13 protein-coding genes are annotated in these 18,605 nt (G+C 60.8%); 5 read left to right on the forward strand and 8 right to left on the reverse strand.

The window, feature by feature from the left end; all coding sequences use genetic code 11:
• Positions 1 to 149: 149 nt before the first annotated feature.
• The gene (locus AB9N64_RS04855) at positions 150 to 314 is read left to right on the forward strand and encodes a hypothetical protein (RefSeq protein WP_165835081.1); all 165 of its coding nucleotides are present in this window, start codon (positions 150 to 152) and stop codon (positions 312 to 314) included.
• Positions 315 to 509: 195 nt separating this feature from the next.
• Positions 510 to 1,523: a M10 family metallopeptidase C-terminal domain-containing protein gene (locus AB9N64_RS04860; RefSeq protein WP_231125710.1), complete on the forward strand. Its 1,014-nt coding sequence runs from the start codon at positions 510 to 512 to the stop codon at positions 1,521 to 1,523.
• Positions 1,524 to 1,542: 19 nt separating this feature from the next.
• Here AB9N64_RS04860 and AB9N64_RS04865 read toward each other — a convergent pair whose 3' ends face one another.
• On the reverse strand, positions 1,543 to 2,034 hold the full coding sequence (locus AB9N64_RS04865) for an MgtC/SapB family protein (RefSeq protein WP_014718686.1): 492 nt from the start codon (positions 2,032 to 2,034) through the stop codon (positions 1,543 to 1,545).
• Positions 2,035 to 2,156: 122 nt separating this feature from the next.
• Between AB9N64_RS04865 and AB9N64_RS04870 the strand changes: the two genes are divergently transcribed.
• The 3 genes from AB9N64_RS04870 (at position 2,157) to mapR (ending at position 5,555) form a co-directional block, all read left to right on the forward strand.
• Positions 2,157 to 2,396 (forward strand): DUF3203 family protein, encoded by a 240-nt coding sequence (locus tag AB9N64_RS04870; protein ID WP_014718687.1) that lies wholly within the window; start codon positions 2,157 to 2,159, stop codon positions 2,394 to 2,396.
• Positions 2,397 to 2,580: 184 nt separating this feature from the next.
• On the forward strand, positions 2,581 to 3,990 hold the full coding sequence (gene ccoG, locus AB9N64_RS04875; protein ID WP_371360010.1) for a cytochrome c oxidase accessory protein CcoG: 1,410 nt from the start codon (positions 2,581 to 2,583) through the stop codon (positions 3,988 to 3,990).
• Positions 3,991 to 4,145: 155 nt separating this feature from the next.
• Positions 4,146 to 5,555, forward strand: coding sequence for a GntR family transcriptional regulator MpaR (mapR, locus tag AB9N64_RS04880; protein WP_103452169.1), 1,410 nt, complete (start codon positions 4,146 to 4,148; stop codon positions 5,553 to 5,555).
• Here the strand turns inward: mapR and AB9N64_RS04885 are convergent.
• From AB9N64_RS04885 to tpx, 7 genes are all read right to left on the reverse strand, one after another.
• Positions 5,552 to 6,298: an SDR family oxidoreductase gene (locus AB9N64_RS04885; RefSeq protein WP_014718690.1), complete on the reverse strand. Its 747-nt coding sequence runs from the start codon at positions 6,296 to 6,298 to the stop codon at positions 5,552 to 5,554. The two genes, mapR and AB9N64_RS04885, sit on opposite strands and share 4 nt — an antisense overlap.
• 54 nt (positions 6,299 to 6,352) lie before the next feature.
• Positions 6,353 to 8,449, reverse strand: coding sequence for a bifunctional diguanylate cyclase/phosphodiesterase (locus tag AB9N64_RS04890; RefSeq protein ID WP_019816867.1), 2,097 nt, complete (start codon positions 8,447 to 8,449; stop codon positions 6,353 to 6,355).
• A 364-nt stretch (positions 8,450 to 8,813) separates the two neighbouring features.
• The gene (locus tag AB9N64_RS04895) at positions 8,814 to 10,271 is read right to left on the reverse strand and encodes an efflux transporter outer membrane subunit (protein ID WP_370694787.1); all 1,458 of its coding nucleotides are present in this window, start codon (positions 10,269 to 10,271) and stop codon (positions 8,814 to 8,816) included.
• A gap of 80 nt (positions 10,272 to 10,351) precedes the next feature.
• Positions 10,352 to 13,459, reverse strand: a complete 3,108-nt coding sequence (locus AB9N64_RS04900) for an efflux RND transporter permease subunit (RefSeq protein WP_014718693.1) — start codon at positions 13,457 to 13,459, stop codon at positions 10,352 to 10,354.
• On the reverse strand, positions 13,456 to 16,557 hold the full coding sequence (locus AB9N64_RS04905; RefSeq protein ID WP_371360011.1) for an MdtB/MuxB family multidrug efflux RND transporter permease subunit: 3,102 nt from the start codon (positions 16,555 to 16,557) through the stop codon (positions 13,456 to 13,458). Before AB9N64_RS04905 ends, AB9N64_RS04900 begins: the two co-directional genes overlap by 4 nt.
• The gene (locus AB9N64_RS04910) at positions 16,554 to 17,852 is read right to left on the reverse strand and encodes an MdtA/MuxA family multidrug efflux RND transporter periplasmic adaptor subunit (RefSeq protein ID WP_014718695.1); all 1,299 of its coding nucleotides are present in this window, start codon (positions 17,850 to 17,852) and stop codon (positions 16,554 to 16,556) included. The genes AB9N64_RS04905 and AB9N64_RS04910 overlap by 4 nt, the downstream gene beginning before the upstream one ends.
• A 232-nt stretch (positions 17,853 to 18,084) precedes the next feature.
• Positions 18,085 to 18,585: a thiol peroxidase gene (gene tpx, locus AB9N64_RS04915; protein WP_014718696.1), complete on the reverse strand. Its 501-nt coding sequence runs from the start codon at positions 18,583 to 18,585 to the stop codon at positions 18,085 to 18,087.
• Between the last annotated feature and the right edge of the window lie 20 nt (positions 18,586 to 18,605).

Raw genomic sequence — 18,605 nt, forward strand, 5'->3', positions numbered from 1 at the left:
GCGGCGACGCTTTCCCTGAGCGTGGCCGTATAAGGTCCGAGCCTGGGCGCGCCGCAAAAGTTCAGGTGGATATGCCGCCGCTGGGCAGGGAATCAATTGCCCCAGGCAGCGGTCCACCGCTAGAGCAAAGCACAAAGGAGGCCACACCGATGAATATCCCGATACCACCTGAACCTGAAGATCCGAATATCGACACTCCGCCACTACCGACGCCGCCCAGTGAACCGGCGCCCATTCCAGAGAGAGAGCCGCCGGAAAACGACCCACCGCCCGTGCAAGAGCCGCCGACGACCCTGCCTCCGGTGATCGTCTAAATCATCAGAGCAAGAACACGGCCTGCTCGAACACCTAGACGTCCTGGTGTTCGAGCACACAAAAAAACGAGGAGTCCTACGAAGTTCCACGTCAAGGCTGAATGTTCGTTTTACTGTTCCTTTTTATATTGATCTCGCGTGAATGCTCAGCCTTTTTTTCACCTGGCCTTTAGCCCATTTATCACGAGTAGACCCATGTCGACTATCGCCTCCCCATCAACGCCCACTGCTCCAGTCACAACACCCACATCCTCCAATCCCGTCTCCAATCAACAGGCGCTGACGCCCGAGCGAATAAATACGTTGCTAAAGGCCGGCCCGAACTGGTCCTCCTCCCCTAAGGCGCCTGACCGCTCACCCCATACCCCCCTGTCGCCAACGACGAAGTCCAACACCTCACCTTCTATGTCGGAGGTAGAGGCGAAAAATAAGTTGGACGACCTGAATACGGCATTGACCCCAGACACCATCAAGGAGATACAACGCAATCCAAGCTCGCCGAAATCTCGCGCAATCACTGAGCAGTTCAACACCACATTGACCCCAGAGAATGTCAAATTAATGTCGAGGGGCGCCAACGCGAAAAAAAACCGCGAAACACTTCGAGAGATCAGGGACAAGCTCGACAAAAAAAATATTGATTCAAACCTGGAGTCTGCCAAGCACCAGGTGATCAATGAGGCGGCCGATAAAATGAGGCTCAAACTTCTGGAAATCATTACCGCCGCGTTCGACGGCGACATCTGGAACACCGTTGACCATCACAAAAATTGGCTCGAAGAACTGGGTGCTCTGAGCAAAAATTTTTCTGCAATGGAGACCAAGTCCAAAGCCCTCACGGATGCAGCTTCGTCCCTGAGCGACGAAAAGCTCGACCAATCGGCGGCGCCTGAAACGCAGGACTCATCGCCTGCCGACACTCGCGCTGCAACCTACAGTTTCAACGCCACCAGTGAATCTACCCTGGAGGCCCCCAGCGAGATCCGCAATTTCAAATCGGGAGATAAACTGGACCTGTCCGGCATCCAGCGGCAGCTGAACACGTCGCTGCGGCCGGTCGATCGGTTTCCAGAAGTAATCGGTGAAATGCAGATCCATCACTCGCCCAGCGCCAACACCAGCGTAATTGTCATCGCCGATGCGCCGGGCAAAGACCCCTTTTTGCTCAAGGTGTTTGGTGAGGTACGCCAAAGCAACATCGTGACCTGATCCGCGGTATGACTCAGGATCACTTTTCCAACAATCTGACGATTCTCGGCATGATGCTGAACACCGCCAGGGCCAGCAGTGTACTGAGTACTGCCGTCGATTCACGCCCCATCCCCGCCGCCACACCAATGGCGGCGGTCATCCACAACCCTGCAGCCGTGGTCAGGCCCTTCACATGCTGGCCCTCTTCATCTTCCTTGCCCTTGAGGATGGTGCCGGCGCCAAGGAAGCCGATACCCGCAATCACCCCCTGAACCACACGGCTCATGGCGTCCGCCTGGTTGCCGGACATCTGCGGCACCAGCACGAACAGCGCCGCACCAAGCGCAACCAGCATATGGGTGCGCACGCCAGCCGCCTTGCCCTTGTGCTCACGCTCAAAACCCAGGATGCCGCCCAGGATCGCGGCGATCAGCAGGCGCACCGTCACTTGGGTGAGTTGCCGGGCATCGCCGATGTCCGCGAATTCGGCTTGCAGGGTTTGCCACACTTGATGCCACCAGGCGTCCATGGATGCGCTCCTTTTATTATGGATAGATAAAGGATGGACAGCGCAGACCGCCAGTCAGTTGCCTGGAACCCCTTGTCATAGGGGTCGCCTAACGTGATAGAGCCCATAGAAAGGAGATCGCCATGCCCCTGCGCATCGAAAACCATTTGTGCTACTTCACGCTCGACGTGGACGGCCAGGAACAAAGCCTGCCAGCCACCCGCGTGAAGATCCTTACCGACCATGACAAAGCCATGTCCTATGTGGAGTTGGCGGGCGAGCGGATCTATATCACTGAAGCCGAAGCCGACGCGCTGACGGTTGAAGGGGCCACGGATGGCCGTAACCATGTAAAGGCGCAAAAGCCTGGTTCGGTGATTTGATTGATCTGTATCATCGAACCCTTTGAATCCCTGCACCCCTATAGACTCGGGGTGCAGCACATTGACGCACAAGAACGCATCAAGCCTATCTGATCCGCTTTTTATCCTTCCACCTGAGTCTGTTATGCAAACAGTCTGTCGCCCATAGTTCATCCGCCTGATGGAGGCTGATGAGCGAATGACCATGAGCGAACGAATCCCAACCGTGGAAACCTTTGAGCCCATTCACCCAAAGAAGGTGAAGGCCAAATCCAGCGACAACCTGATCCATACCCGCAGTTTTACCGGTGTGTTCCGCACCTTGCGCGTGGGCGGTGCCGGCCTGCTGTTTCTGGCTTTTTTTGGCACTGTGTGGCTGAACTGGGGTGGACGCCAAGCCGTACTATGGGACTTGGCCGAGAGCAAGTTCCATATCTTTGGTGCGACATTCTGGCCCCAGGATTTCATCCTGCTCTCGGCGCTGTTGATCATCTGTGCCTTCGGCCTCTTCGCGATCACGGTGTTTGCCGGCCGCGTCTGGTGCGGCTACACCTGCCCGCAAAGCTCGTTTACCTGGCTGTTCATGTGGTGCGAGAAGGTGACCGAGGGTGAACGCAACCAACGTATCAAACTGCAGGCGGCACCCTGGAGCCTGAATAAGCTGGCACGGCGCTCGGCCAAACATACGTTGTGGCTGGGTATCAGTGTGTTGACCGGGCTGACGTTTGTGGGCTACTTCACCCCCATCCGCCCCTTGGCCGCCGAACTGCTGACGTGGCAGATGGGCGGTGTGAGCCTGTTTTGGGTATTGTTTTTCACGGGGGCCACTTACATCAATGCCGGCTGGCTACGCGAAGCCGTATGCATGCACATGTGCCCCTATGCACGCTTCCAGAGCGTGATGTTTGATAAAGACACCCTGACTATTTCCTACGACGCCACCCGCGGCGAGCACCGTGGCCCGCGTAAACGTGACGTGCCGCCAGCGCAGGTTGGCCTCGGTGACTGCATCGATTGCCAGCTATGCGTGCAGGTATGCCCCACGGGCATCGATATCCGCGACGGCCTGCAGATGGAATGCATCGGCTGCGCAGCCTGCATCGACGCCTGCGATTCGATCATGGACAAAATGGGCTATGCCCGTGGCTTGGTCAGTTATACCAGTGAGCGCCAATTGCAGGGTGGCAAGACTCATCTGCTGCGGCCACGCCTGATCGGCTACAGTGCCGTGCTGGTGGTGATGCTCGCGGCACTGGTGGTGGCCCTGATTGAACGGCCGATGGTGTCGCTGGATGTGACCAAAGACCGTGGCATGTTCCGCGAAAACAGCCTGGGTTTGATCGAAAACATCTACAGCCTCAAGGTGATCAACAAAACCCAGCAGCGCCAGGAATACCGCCTGGAACTGGTGGATGCCGAGGGGTTCCAGTTGCAAGGCAAGACCCAGGTCAGCCTGGCTGCCGGGGAAATTGTCGATATACCGGTGTCGGTAGCATTGCTGGCGGACACACCGGCCAGCAGCTCTCAAACCTTACGTTTTAAAGTCACTGATGTGGATGAACCTTGGATCTATACCGCTGCTGACAGCCGCTTCGTAGCGCCCTTGAATCGCTGATACTTCATCAACAACAGAGATCAAATGTGGGAGCTGGCTTGCCTGCGAAAGGGGTAGAGCAGTAACAGATGCAGTGACTGACACACCGCCTTCGCAGGCAAGCCAGCGCCTACAATTTGCCCTGCGTACACATTCAAAAAGCTAATTAGGCCGCCATGAAACGCTACGAAAAATTTGCCGACGACATCGCAGAACTGATCCGCTCCGGCGTCCTCGGCCCCGGCCAGCGCGTGCCATCGGTGCGCTATGCCAGCCAGGCCTACGGCGTCAGCCCGTCCACCGTGTTCCAGGCCTACTACCTGCTGGAGCGTCGTGGCCTGATTCGCGCACGCCCCCGCTCTGGCTACTTCGTCAACGCCCATGCGCCCAGCCCGTTTTCCGAACCGGTGGTGAGTGAGCAGGTGCATGAGTCCACCGAGGTGGGCGTGAGTGAGCTGGTGTTCTCGGTACTGGACTCCATCAAAGACCCCAACACCGTGCCCTTCGGCTCGGCCTTCCCCAGCCCCATGCTGTTCCCGCTGCCGCGCCTGGCCCGCTCCCTGGCCAGCGCCAGCCGCGAAATGGACCCACGCTTGGTGGTCACCGACATGTCGCCGGGCAACCCGCAACTGCGCCGGCAGATTGCCCTGCGCTATATGGTCGGTGGCCTGATGCTGCCGATGGAGGAGCTGTTGATCACCAACGGTGCCCTCGAAGCGTTGAACCTGTGCCTGCAGGCTGTGACCGAACCGGGCGACCTGGTGGCCATCGAGGCGCCGGCGTTCTACGCGTGTTTGCAAGTGCTTGAACGCCTGAAGCTCAAGGCCGTGGAGATCCCGGTGCACCCGCGCGACGGTATTGACCTGAACGCCCTGGCCCAAAGCCTTGAGCGCTATCCGATCAAGGCCTGCTGGACCATGACCAGTTTCCAGAACCCCATGGGCGCCACGCTGCCTGAAGAGAAAAAACAGGCGCTGGTGGAACTGCTGCGCAGCCATCAAGTGCCGCTGATCGAAGATGACGTCTACGCCGAGCTGTACTACGGGCAACAAGCGCCTAAACCGGCCAAGGCCTTCGATACCGAAGGGCTGGTGATGCATTGCGGCTCCTTTGCCAAGAGCCTGGCGCCGGGTTACCGAGTGGGCTGGGTCGCCGCCGGGCGCTTTGCACAGAAGGTCGAGCGGCTCAAGTTGATGACCTCGTTATGCCCGTCGATGCCGGCCCAGGCGGCAATTGCCGACTACCTGCAACACGGCGGCTATGACCGCCACCTGCGCAAACTGCGCTACGCCCTGGAAGAACAGCAAAGCGCCATGCTCGCGGCTATCGCTCGCTACTTCCCGGCCCAGACACGGGTCAGCCAGCCGGCGGGGGGCTATTTCCTGTGGTTGGAATTGCCGGAGCAGACCGACTCGCTGAAGTTGTTCCAGATGGCCTTGGCCCAGGGCATCAGCATTGCGCCGGGGCCGATCTTTTCCGCAACTCAGCGGTTCAGAAACTGCATACGCTTGAACTATGGCAGCCCGTGGAACGAGGCATCGGAAGAGGCCATGGAGACATTAGGGCGGATTGTGCGATCGTTTTAACGGCCGCCTCCCAAGTCGATAAACGTTCCGGTGGAATACGATGCCTTGTCCGACAGTAACCAGATAATCGCCTCCGCCACTTCATCCGGACGCCCGCCGCGCGCCATCGGGATGCCGGACTCCAGCTTGCTGACCCGGTCCGGGTCGCCGCTCAGGGCATGGAAATCGGTAAAGATATAGCCTGGGCGCACGGCGTTGACGCGAATGCCCTCGCCCGCCACCTCCTTCGACAACCCCAGGGTAAAGGTATCCAGCGCGCCCTTGGAGGCGGCGTAGTCGACATACTCACCCGGCGAGCCCAGCCGCGCCGCCACCGAGGACACGTTGACGATACTGCCGCCCTGCCCGCCATGCCGGGGCGACATGCGTAACACCGCGTGCTTGGCACACAGAATCGGGCCCAGCACATTGGTCTTGAGGATTTTGAGGATACGAAACTCGGACATCTCGTCGACCCGCGATTTTTGCCCCACGGTACCGGCATTATTGACCAGCGCAGTGACACGCCCCAATTCGGCATCCACACGATTGAACAGCGCAATCACCTCATCTTCGATGCTGACATCGGCGCGCACCGCGATGGCCTGTGCTCCGAGGCCGCGCACTTGTTCAAGCACAGCATGGGCAGCCTTCTCGTCCGACTGATAATTAATGCAGATGCGATAACCTTCGCGAGCGGCCAGCAAGGCCGTCTCGGCGCCAATCCCTCGGCTGCCCCCGGTGATGATGACGACTTTGTCCATGGCTGCGGTCTCCTGAATCAACCTGATGTTTAGGGTTGGATCCAAGAATACCCGTCACTCAGGGCGTTTGTCAGGCACTGCTGCCTGTTCGGCACTGCGGATATTGGTCATGAAGCTGTCGGCCGGCAATGGATGCCCCAACAGATAGCCTTGCAAGGAATCACACCCCAGGCGGGTAAGGAAATTTTGCTGCGCATCGGTTTCCACGCCTTCGGCGACAATCCGTAAGTCCAGAGCCTGGCCGAGGGCCACGATGGCCGAGACGATGGCGGCGTCGTCGCTGTCGTGTTCCAGGTCACGTACAAAGCCGCGGTCGATCTTCAACTCATTGGCCGGCAGGCGCTTGAGGTACATGAGGCTGGAGTACCCGGTGCCAAAGTCATCGATGGACAGGTCCACACCCATGTCCGACAGTTGCTGCAATACCTTCATGCTCGCGTCGGCATCGCTCATGGCGGTGGTCTCGGTGATCTCCAGCGTGAGGCTGTTGGCCGGTAATTGGTGACGCTCCAGCGCGGCCGCTACGCTGTTGACCAACCCGGCGTGGCAGAACTGCAACGCCGAGAGGTTTACGGCAATGCGCCAGTGCTCATAACCCTGTGCGTACCACTGACTCATCTGGCGACAAGCTTCATCGAGTACCCATTCGCCGATGGGGATGATCAGCCCGGTTTTCTCCGCCAGTGCAATAAACGTAGCGGGCATCAACAAGCCTTGTTGCGGATGCTCCCAGCGCAACAGCGCCTCGGCCCCCACGGCAAGACCGCTGACGGCGTCGAACTTGGGTTGGTAGTGCAAACGAAATTGCCCCTGCTCCAGGGCATTGCGCAGGTCCTGCAGCAATTGCAGTTGTTTGCGCGCATTGGTGTTCATCGACACATCGAAGAAGCTGTAGCCGTTCTTGCCCATGCCCTTGGCGTGATACATCGCCGCGTCGGCGTTCATCAGCAGTTCCTGGGGACTATTACCGTTGCCTGGGAACATGGCGATACCGACGCTGGCCGAGATCTGCAACTCATGCTCGGCCACCGTGAAGGTGCGGTTGATCAGGCTCACCTGGCGCTCGGCCAAGCCCATGGCATCGTCGGGCTGGGTGAGTTGCACCAGCAATACAAACTCATCGCCGCCGATACGGGCCAGGGTGTCCTGGCTGCGCAAGTCCTCACGCAAGCGCAAGCCGACCTCGCGCAGTAACTGGTCGCCCAAGTGATGACCAAAGGCATCGTTGACCGGTTTGAAGCCATCCAGGTCGATAAACATCAAGGCAAAGCAACCGCCCCGCTCGTTCACCGCCTGGATGCCTTGTTGAATGCGATCAGCCAACAACGTGCGATTGGGCAGGCCGGTGAGCATGTCATGCAGGGCCAGGTGAGTAAGTTCCTGATTGGCCAGGGTCAGGGAATCGGCGAGTACGGCGGTGCGCGCTTCCAGGCGCGCATCCAGCACCGAGGTCAAGAGCGCAATGACCAGCACCGCCAGCGAAGTGACCAAGACCAGGTTATCCAGGCCCTTGCCGCTCAAGCCGGTCAATGCGGCGCCGCAGAAGCTGCCATCGGCAAAGCGCGCCGCAGCCATCCCGGTGTAGTGCATCCCCACGATGGCCACGCCCATCACGACGGCGGCGCCACCCCGTGCCAGCCGCACATAAGGTGTGTTGCGCCGCAGGTTGAAGGCGATCCACAGGGCGGCGCCGGAAGCCACCACCGCGATCACCAACGAAGCGCCAAATAAGGTCGGGTCGTAATCAATGCCGGGTGTCATGCGCATCGCGGCCATGCCGGTGTAATGCATGCTGGCAATTCCAGCGCCCATTACCAACGCCCCGAATGCCAGTTGCCAGACCGGCAAGCGTGGCTGGCTGACCAGCCATAACGCGAAACCACTGGATAGCACGGCGATCAACAGCGAAAACAGGGTAATGCCTACCTCAAACCCGAGGGCAAACGGCAGGCGCAGGGCCAACATCCCGATAAAGTGCATGGACCAGATGCCCACGCCCATCGCCACTGCGCCGCCAGTGATCCATAGGTATACAGCCCGCCCCTTGGCGGTCGCGATACGCCCGGCCAGGTCCAAGGCCGTGTAGGACGCCAGGATGGCCACGCACAGGGAAATCACGACAAGGGAGGTTGAATAGCTACCGATCAACATAGGTTTTCTCGCTGGCGACGGGGCGAAAAAGCCCGTGCCGGGTGGCAAAGCGGGCGATTGTAGCGAGTATGAATCCGAGGCAGGTGATTAATTAATCAGTTGGCCATTAGTGAGTTTTTGGCGTCAATCGGATGGCTTCGCCAGGCTGTTTTCAACGACGTCATGGACATCAAAATGTGGCCTGCGCAGATCCCCTGTGGGAGCGGGCTTGCCCGCGAAGGCGGTGTGTCAGTCACCGCAACTACTACTGCACTAACGCTATCGCAGGCAAGCCAGCTCCCACAGGGTACTGTGCTTAACTGACTGGCATTGGGGCAAGCCCACACAGTTGATCTTGCTCCCCCAGGATGCGCGGCGCATCCGGTTACTCCTTTTCAGCCAGGGAGGTCTGGCCGTCCCAGCCTCCGCCCAACGCTGCAATCAATTGCACACTCGCCACCAGGCGCGATTGCAGCAAGGTCAACACGGTGCGCTCGTTGCTCAAGGCCGTTGCCTGCACCGTGACCACATCCAGATAGGCAATCAACCCGGCCTTGTATTGGTTTTCGGTCAAGCGCAAGGATTCACGCGCCGATTCCAGCGCTTCATTGCTGACCACCGCCTCATCGGCGAGCACCTTGAGCTGGACCATGTAGTTTTCCACCTCACGGAAACCGTCCAACACGGTCTGGCGGTACTTGGCCACGGTCTCGTCATAGCTGGCCACGCTGCGGTCGACTTCCGCCGAGCGCTGGCCGCCATCGAACAGGGTCATGGCCAGTTTCGGCCCCACCGACCAGAAGCGGTTCGGCAGGCTGATCCAATCTTCATAAGTGCTGCTGGAATAGCCGCCCTGCAGGCTCAGGCTGAGGTCCGGGTAATAGGCCGCCTTGGCCACGCCGATATTGGCGTTGGCGGCGATCACCGAGCGTTCGGCCGAGGCAATATCGGGGCGACGCTCCAGCAGTTGGGACGGCAGGCTCACCGGTATTTGCGGTAGCGCCGGAATATCTTTGCTCACCGCCAGATTGAAGTTGGCCGGGGCTTCGCCAATCAGCACGGCTATGGCGTTTTCCAGCTGGGCGCGTTGCCAGATCAAGTCGATCAGGCTGGCCTGGGTGGTCTTGAGCTGGGTTTGCGCCTGGGCAATGGCGTCCTTGCCAGCCACACCGGCGCGGTATTGGTTTTCGGTCATTTTCAATGAACGCTGGTAGGTGTCCAGCGTGGCTTGCAGCAGCCGCGTCTGTTCGTCCATGACCCGCAGTTGCAGGTAGCTTTGCACCAGTTCGGACTGCTGGCTCAGACGCATTGCGGCCAAGTCGGCCGAGCTTGCCTCGGCGCTGGCTTCGTTGGCCTCCAGACCACGGCGCAACTTGCCCCAGATATCGGCTTCCCAGCTCACACCCAACTGGGCATTGAGGGTGTCGCGGATACCACTGCTGGAGCTGCTGAGGCTGGCGCTGCTGCTGCCGGTGCCCTGGCTGGCGCGGGTTTTACCCACGCTCAGGTCAACGCTGGGGTAAAACGCCCCGCGTGAGCTGCGCACCAGCGCCTTTGCCTGACGAAAACGCGCTTCGGCCTGGGCGACGGTCTGGTTGGACGCGTTGAGGCGCACCACCAGGTCGTTGAGTTGACGGTCACCGTACAGCTCCCACCAGGCGCCGCGGGCCAGGGAGTCGCTGGGGTTGGCCTGGCGCCAGCCCTGGGCCTCCTTGAACTGCACCGGCTCGATGACGTCCGGGCGTTTGTAGTCAGGGCCGATGGCGCAGGCGCTGAGCAACATGGCCAAGCCCACTGTAGGAGCAAGCTTGCTCGCGAAGACTGTCAACGTTAACGCGTTCATTCTGGATGAGCGCGGCGTCTGGGCCTTTTTCGCGAGCAAGCTCGCTCCTACAGAGGTCGCAGGGGCGTTGGTTGGGTCGGTCATAGCGCAGTGTCCAGGGCAGCATCGGTACGCACGCCGCGCCAGGCGTTGAAGCGATGGCGCGCGCGGTCCAGGTAAAGGTAAACCACCGGGGTGGTGTAAAGGGTCAGGATCTGGCTGAACACCAGGCCGCCAATAATGGTCAGGCCCAACGGGTGGCGCATTTCCGCGCCATCACCACTGCCGAGCAGCAACGGCAAGGCACCGAGGATCGCGGCCAGGGTGGTCATCAGGATCGGCCGCAGGCGCAACAGGCAGGCGCTGCGGATCGACTCCAGCGGGCTCATGCCATCGTTGCGCTCCAGTTGCAGCGCCAGGTCGATCATCAGGATCGCGTTTTTCTTCACCACGCCGATCAACAGGAACAAGCCCAGCAAGGAGATCAGGCTGAACTCGCCGCCCAGCAGGTAAATCGCAAGCAACGCGCCGACACCGGCCGACGGCAGCGTCGACAGGATGGTCAGCGGGTGAATGTAGCTTTCATACAGAATACCCAACACCAGGTACACCGCCACCAGCGCGCCGAGAATCATGAACGGCTGGCCTTTCTGGGTCGCGGCGAACGCATCGGCAGTACCGGCCATCTTGGCGATCACGTCCTCGGGCAACCCGACTTTGGCAATCGCACGCTCGATAGCCGCCGTGCCCTGCTCCACCGTGACCCCGGGCGCCATGTCGAAGGCGATATTCTCCGAAGCGAACTGGCCTTCATGGCTGACGCGATCGTCGGCCAGGCTATTCTCATAGTGGGCAATGGTCGACAACGGCACCCGTGCGCCGTCGGCAGTGATCACCTGCATCTGGTTAAGGGTGATCGGGTCCTGGGCGTATTTGGGGTTGACCTCCATCACCACCTGGTACTGGTTGAGGCTGTCGTAGATGGTGGAAATCTGCCGCTGACTGTAGGCGTTGTTGAGCACTGCCGTGACCATGTTCATGTCGATGCCCAGGCGCTTGGCCTGGTCGCGGTCGACAATCAGCGTGACCTGGGCCGCGCCCCGGCCTTCACGGGCGTCGATGGCGGTCAGCTCTGGCAATTCACGCATGGCCGCCACCACTTTCGGGTACCACAGGCGCAGCGCGGCCAAGTCACCGCTTTGCAGGATGTAAGAGTATTGCGCGCTGGTCTGGTCACGGCTGCCGCCAAATTGCAGGTCCTGGTCGGCCATCAGGAACAAGCGCCCGCCCGGCACCAGTGGCACCTCTTTGCGCAGGCGCTCGATCACCGCCTGGGCGGAAATTTTGCGTTCGCCGATCGGCTTGAGGCGTACCAGCATCACCGCATTGTTAGTGCCTTGGTTGCCACCGATAAAGCCGGCCACGCTGAGCACCGCCGGGTCCTTGAGCACCGCCTGGCGAAAGATCTCCATCTTCGGCTGCATCACGCTGAACGACAGGCCATCGTCGCCGCGTACAAAACCGATCAACTGGCCGGTGTCCTGCTGGGGCATGAAGGTTTTGGGCACCACCACGTACAGCGCGATATTCACGCCCACGGTGATCAACAGGCTCAGCAAGGTCAGGCGCCGATGGCGCAGCACCCAGTCCAGGCTGGTGGCGTAGCCGGCGACCATGCGGTCGTTGACCTTCTGGCTCCAGCGCTGCAAACCGGTCTGCCGATCCTTCACATGCGGCTTCAACCAGCGGGCGCACAGCATGGGCGTCAAGGTCAGCGAGACAATCAGCGAAACGATGATCGCCGCCGACAAGGTGATCGAAAACTCACGGAACAGGTTAGTGACGATCCCGCCCATGAACAGGATGGACAGGAACACCGCCACCAGCGACACGTTCATCGAGAGCAAGGTAAAACCGACTTCCTGAGCGCCCAGGTACGCGGCTTTCATCGGTGGCACGCCGTCGTCGATGTGCCGGGAAATGTTCTCCAGCACCACGATGGCATCGTCCACCACCAGCCCGGTGGCGAGGATCAGCGCCATCAGCGAGAAGTTGTTCAGAGAAAACCCGTACAGGTACATCACCGCGAAGGTGCCCACCAGCGATACCGGCACCGCCAGGGTCGGGATCAACGAAGCGCGGAAGTTGCCCAGGAACAGGTACACCACCAGGATCACCAGCCCTACAGCGATCAGCAAGGTCATTTCCGCCTCATGCAGGGTGGCGGTAATCACGGGCGAGCGGTCCATGGCCAGGCTGAGCTTGACGCTGGACGGCAGCACCGCCTGCAACGCCGGCAACTGCGCCTTGATCTGCCGCACGGTTTCGATGATGTTGGCGCCGGACTGGCGGTTGATCACCAGCAACACCGCCGAATCATTGTTGAAGAAGCCGCTGTTGTAGCGGTCTTCCACACCATCAGTGATCTTCGCCACGTCCTTGAGGCGCAGAGCGGCGCCGTCCTGGTAGCGAATCAGCAGGGGCTCATAGTCCTTGGCTTTTTCCAACTGGTCGTTGGCCTGGATCTGCCAGTTGCGCTCGCTGTCTTCCAAGGAGCCCTTGGGCCGGCGCTGGTTGGCATTGGCGATGGTGTTGCGCACATCGTCCAGGGCCACGCCGTACTGATCGAGGGCCTTGGGCTCCAGCTCGATACGCACCGCCGGCAGCGAACTGCCGCCGATCTGCACTTCGCCCACGCCCGGCACCTGGGACAGGCTCTGGGACAGGATGGTCGAGGCCAGGTCGTACAACTGGCCCTTCTGCAGCACGTCAGAGGTCAGCGACAGCACCATGATCGGCGCCTGGGACGGGTTGATCTTCTTGTAGGTGGGCATGCTGCGCATACCGCTGGGCAGCAGGTTGCGCGACGCGTTGATGGCCGCCTGCACTTCCCGCGCCGCCCCGTTGATGTCGCGGTCGGAATCGAACGCCAGAATCACCCGGGTTGAGCCCTGGCTCGACGAACTGCTCATGGTGGTGATACCGGCAATCGCGCCGAACGAGCGCTCCAGCGGCGTGGCCACCGTGGACGCCATCACCTCGGGGCTGGCACCGGGCAAGCTGGCCGACACCACGATCACCGGGAAGTCGATCTGCGGCAGCGGCGACACCGGCAGCAAGTTGAAGCTGACGCCACCGAGCAACATGATCGCCAGGCTCAGCAGCATGGTCGCTACCGGCCGGCGAATGAAAGGTCCGGACAGGTTCATGGCTCAACCGGCTCCAGGCGTTGCGGCTCTTTGCGCCAGCGACGGCCAAGACGATCGAAGTACAGGTAGATCACCGGCGTGGTGAACAGCGTCAACACCTGGCTCACCAGCAAGCCACCGACCATCACCAGGCCCAGGGGCTGGCGCAGTTCGGCGCCGGAACCGCTGGCGAGCATCAACGGCACCGCACCGAACAACGCGGCCAGGGTGGTCATCAAAATTGGCCGGAAGCGCAACAGCGCCGCCTGGTAGATCGCCGTCTGCGGGTCCAGGCCCTGGTTGCGTTCGGCGTCGAGGGCGAAGTCGATCATCATGATCGCGTTCTTTTTCACGATACCGATCAGCAGGATGATGCCGATGATCGCAATCATGCCCAGGTCATTGCCACTGAGCAGCAACGCCAGCAAGGCCCCCACCGCCGCCGATGGCAGGGTCGAGAGGATGGTGATCGGGTGGATATAGCTCTCATAGAGCACACCGAGCACGATGTACATGGTGACCACCGCCGCCAGGATCAACAGCAAGGTGCTCGACAACGAGGCTTCGAACGCCTGGGCCGCACCCTGGAACTGGGTTTGCACGCCCACCGGCATGCCAATGTCCTTCTGGGTCTGGTTGATCAGCTCCACGCCTTTGCCCAGCGCCACGCCGGGCGCCAGGTTGAACGACATCATCACCGCCGGGAACTGGCCGATATGGGCAATCGCCAACTGCGCCTGGCGCTGCTCCACATGGGCCAGGCTCGACAGCCGCACCTGGCCACCGTCGGTGGTTTTCACATGGATCTGGTTGAGGGCCGCCGGGCCGAGGGTTTCGCCGGACTGGGCCTGCAACACCACCCGGTACTGGCTGGCCTGGGTGTAGATGGTGGAAATCTGGCGCTGGCCGAAGGCGTCATACAACGCGTCGGTAATGGTCGAGACACTCACGCCCAGGCGCGAGGCCGCGTCGCGGTCTATCACCAGGTACACCTGCAAGCCTTTGTCCTGAAGGTCGCTGGCGACGTCGGTGAGTTCCGGCAACTGGCTGAGGGCGTGTACCAGCTTGCCGCTCCACAACGCCAGCAACTCGGCGTCCGGGGAGGACATGCTGAACTGGTACTGGGTACGGCTGACGCGGTCTTCGATGGTGAGGTCCTGCACCGGCTGCATGAACAGGCGGATGCCCACCAGCTTGTCGATTTGCGGTTGCAGGCGGGTGATCACCTCGGCTGCGCTCAAATCGCGCTGGCCGTGGGCCTTGAGATTGATCAACAAGCGGCCGCTGTTGAGGGTGGCGTTATCGCCGTCCACGCCAATGTAGGACGACAGGCTCTCGACCGCCGGGTCGGCAAGGATGATCTTCGCCAACTCCTGCTGGCGTTGGCTCATCGCCGCAAAGGAAATCGACTGCGGCGCTTCGGAAATACCCTGGATCACGCCGGTGTCCTGCACCGGGAAAAAGCCCTTGGGCACCACCAGGTACAGCACTACCGTAAGCCCCAGGGTGGCGATCGCCACCAGCAACGTGAGCGGCTGGTGCTTGAGCACCCATTGCAGCTTGCGGCCGTAGGCTTCGATCAACCAGTCAATCCAGGCGCCGCTGGCTTTGTAGAAGCGGCCCTGCTCTTCCTCCTTGGGTTCGCGCTTGAGCAGGCGCGCGCACATCATGGGCGTGAGGGTCAGGGACACCACCAGGGAAATCAGGATCGCCACTGCCAGGGTGATGGCGAACTCACGGAACAACCGCCCGACCACGTCGGCCATGAACAGCAAAGGGATCAACACCGCGATCAACGACAGCGTCAGGGACACCAGGGTGAAACCGATCTGCTTGGCGCCCTTGAGCGCGGCCGCCATCGGCGTCTCGCCTTCCTCGATATAGCGCGAGATGTTCTCCAGCATCACGATCGCGTCGTCTACCACAAACCCGGTGGCGATGGTCAGGGCCATCAGCGTCAGGTTATTGATGGAGAATCCGGCCAGGTACATCACACCAAAGGTGCCCACCAGGGACAGCGGCACGGCGATGGACGGAATGATCGTAGCGCTGACCCGGCGCAGAAACAGGAACGTCACCATGACCACCAGGGCAATGGCGATCAGAAGCTCGTGCTGTACGTCTTTGACCGAGGCGCGGATGGTCTGGGTGCGGTCGGTGAGCACCGTCACGTCCAGGCCGGCCGGCAGGTTGTCGGTGATGCTCGGCAGGAGGGCCTTGATGCGGTCCACCACCTCGATCACGTTGGCGCCCGGCTGGCGCTGGATATTGAGCAACACGGCCTGGTTCTCATTGGCCCAGGCGGCGAGGCGTTCGTTTTGGGCACCGTCGACAATCTGCGCGACATCCTTGAGCCGCAGCGGGGCGCCGTTGTTGTAGGCCAGGATCAGTTCGGCATATTGCTCGGGCGAGACCAATTGGTCGTTGGCGTCGAGCATCGACACGCGGGTGGGGCCGTCGAAGTTGCCCTTGGGCTGGTTGACGTTGGAGGCGGCGATCAGGGCGCGCACGTCCGAGAGGTTCAAGCCATTGGCCGCCAGGGCCTCGGGGTTGACCTTGATGCGCACGGCCTGGCGCTGGCCACCGGCGATGCTGACCATGCCGACGCCGCTGATCTGCGCGATTTTCTGCGCCATGCGCGTGTCGACCAAATCATTGAGCTTGGGCAGCAACATGGTCTTGGAGGTAATTGCCAGGGTCAGCACCGGGGTGTCCGCCGGGTTGACCTTGTTGTATACCGGCGGCGCCGGCAAATCCTTGGGCAACAGGTTGGTGGCGGCGTTGATCGCGGCCTGCACCTGTTGCTCGGCGACATCCATATTGATGTCGAGGTTGAAACGCAGGGTCAGCACCGACGCGCCGCCGGAACTGGTGGACGCCATCTGGGTCAGCCCGGGCATCTGCCCGAACTGACGCTCCAGCGGTGCGGTGACCGCACTGGTCATCACGTCGGGGCTGGCGCCGGGGTACAGGGTCATCACCCGGATAGTCGGGTAATCCACCTGGGGCAACGCCGATACCGGCAGCAGGCGGTACGAAATGATGCCGGCCAGGACAATGGCCAGCATGCTCAGCGTGGTGGCGACCGGGCGAAGGATGAACAGGCGCGACAGGTTCATGAACCGACCTTTTGCGCCTTGCCGGCGTCTGCCCCGGTCTCCCCTTTAGCTGCGGGCTTGCCTTGCAGGTGTTCGGTCGGCGTGGTCGGCACCTCGCTGCTGGCGTTGACCACTTCGATCTCGCTACCGTCCTTGAGGCGGTCGGTGCCTTCCAGCACCACGCGGTCGCCAGCGACCAGGCCCTCTTTGATCACGGTATTTTCGCCATCGGTATCCCCCACCACCAGCGGCTGGACCTTGACCTTCTTGTCACCGTCGAGCTTATAGACAAAGGTGCCATTGTTGCCGAACTGAATCGCCGCAGAGGGTGCCAGCACCACGTTCTTCAAGGTATCGGCCAGCAGGTGCACATTGACGAACTGGTTGGGGAACAGCGCCTGGTCCTTGTTATCGAACCGCGCCTTGAACTTCAGGGTGCCGGTGGTGACATCGATCTGGTTGTCCAGGCTTTGCAGTACACCGACCGCCTGTTTTTTCACGTCGCTACGGTCCCAGGCTTCCACTGGCAATTTGTTGCCGGCGTGGTAACGGGCCAACACGGTTTCCAGGGTATTTTCCGGCAGGGTGAAGGCCACGCTGATTGGCTGGGTCTGGGTGATCACCGCGAGGGCGGTAGTGTCGTTGGCCGCAACCAGGTTGCCGACGTCAAGCTGGCGCAAACCGACGCGGCCGCTGATGGGCGCACGGATCTTGGTGAATTCCAAGTTGAGCTTGGCGTCGTCCACCGCGCCCTGGTTGGTCTTGACCGTGCCCTGGTACTGCAACACCAGCGCTTCGGCGGTGTCCAGGGTTTGCTTGGCGATACTGTCCTGGGCGTACAGGTCGCGATAACGCTGTACATCGACCTGGGCGTTCTTCAACTGGGCCTGGTTTTGCAGCAAGGTGCCCTGGGCCTGGAGCAAGGCGTTCTGGTAGCTGCGCGGGTCGATTTCTGCCAGCAGGTCACCGGCCTTGACCATCTGCCCTTCCTCGAAGGCGATCTTGACCAACTCGCCGCCCACCCGGCTGCGCACATTAATGGTGTTCAGTGCAGTGACCGTCCCCAGGGCCTTGTAGTACACAGGAAACTCCCCCAGCACCGCCGGCGCCACACGCACCGGTACCGGCCCGGTGGAACCACCGAAGCCTGGGCGCGCCATGCCGGTCTTGCCCGTGTGTCCCGCCGGAGCATCTTTATGGGCCGCGCCACTGGGCCAGAATTTCCAGCACAGGCCGGCGATAACCAGCAGCACGAGCAGGCCAAACAGCCAGCGGCGGGAGTTGCGGGAGGAGGATTGCATGGAGTGATCAACCATTGGGGGTGAGAGCTTCTTCTTCGGGAGGCTGAAAGATAAGCACTGGGGTGCGTTTAGAAAAGCACCTTTACCGGCTATTTACCTTAGGCTTACAACGTTTAACTTTTTGATCTTAGTCCACCGGCTATTTCGCTAAGCCGCTGACGCTCAAATAAAAACGGCCTGGACTAGGCCAGGCCGCAATCATGCATCATACGTGTTACTGCCAAACGACAGTCATACGTAGAAACAGTTACTTCAACACAGCCAGGGCGGCGTCGTAGTTTGGCTCTTCAGCGATTTCCTTGACCAACTCGCTGTGCAGCACGTTGTCGTTTTCATCCAGCACCACGACAGCGCGAGCGGTCAGGCCCTGCAGCGGGCCGTCAGCGATGGAAACACCATAGTCGACGGCGAAGTCGGCGTTGCGGAAATCCGACAGGTTCTTAACGTTTTCCAGGCCTTCGGAACCACAGAAACGCGCTTGGGCGAATGGCAGGTCGGAGGAGATGCACAGCACCACGGTGTTGGCCACATCGTTGGCCTGGGCGTTGAACTTGCGCACCGAAGTGGCGCAGGTTGGGGTGTCAACGCTTGGGAAAATATTCAGCACTTTGCGCTTGCCGGCAAAGGTAGCCAGGGTGGCGTTGGACAGATCGCCGGCGGTCAGGGTGAAGTCTGCAGCTTTGGCGCCGACTTTCGGCAATTGGCCTTCAACCTGGACCGGGTTGCCTTTAAGGGTGACTTGAGCCATGAACGGAATCCTTATGCTGG

It is taken from the genome of Pseudomonas sp. KT_2_4, assembly GCF_041410225.1.
Classification (GTDB): domain Bacteria; phylum Pseudomonadota; class Gammaproteobacteria; order Pseudomonadales; family Pseudomonadaceae; genus Aquipseudomonas; species Aquipseudomonas paracarnis.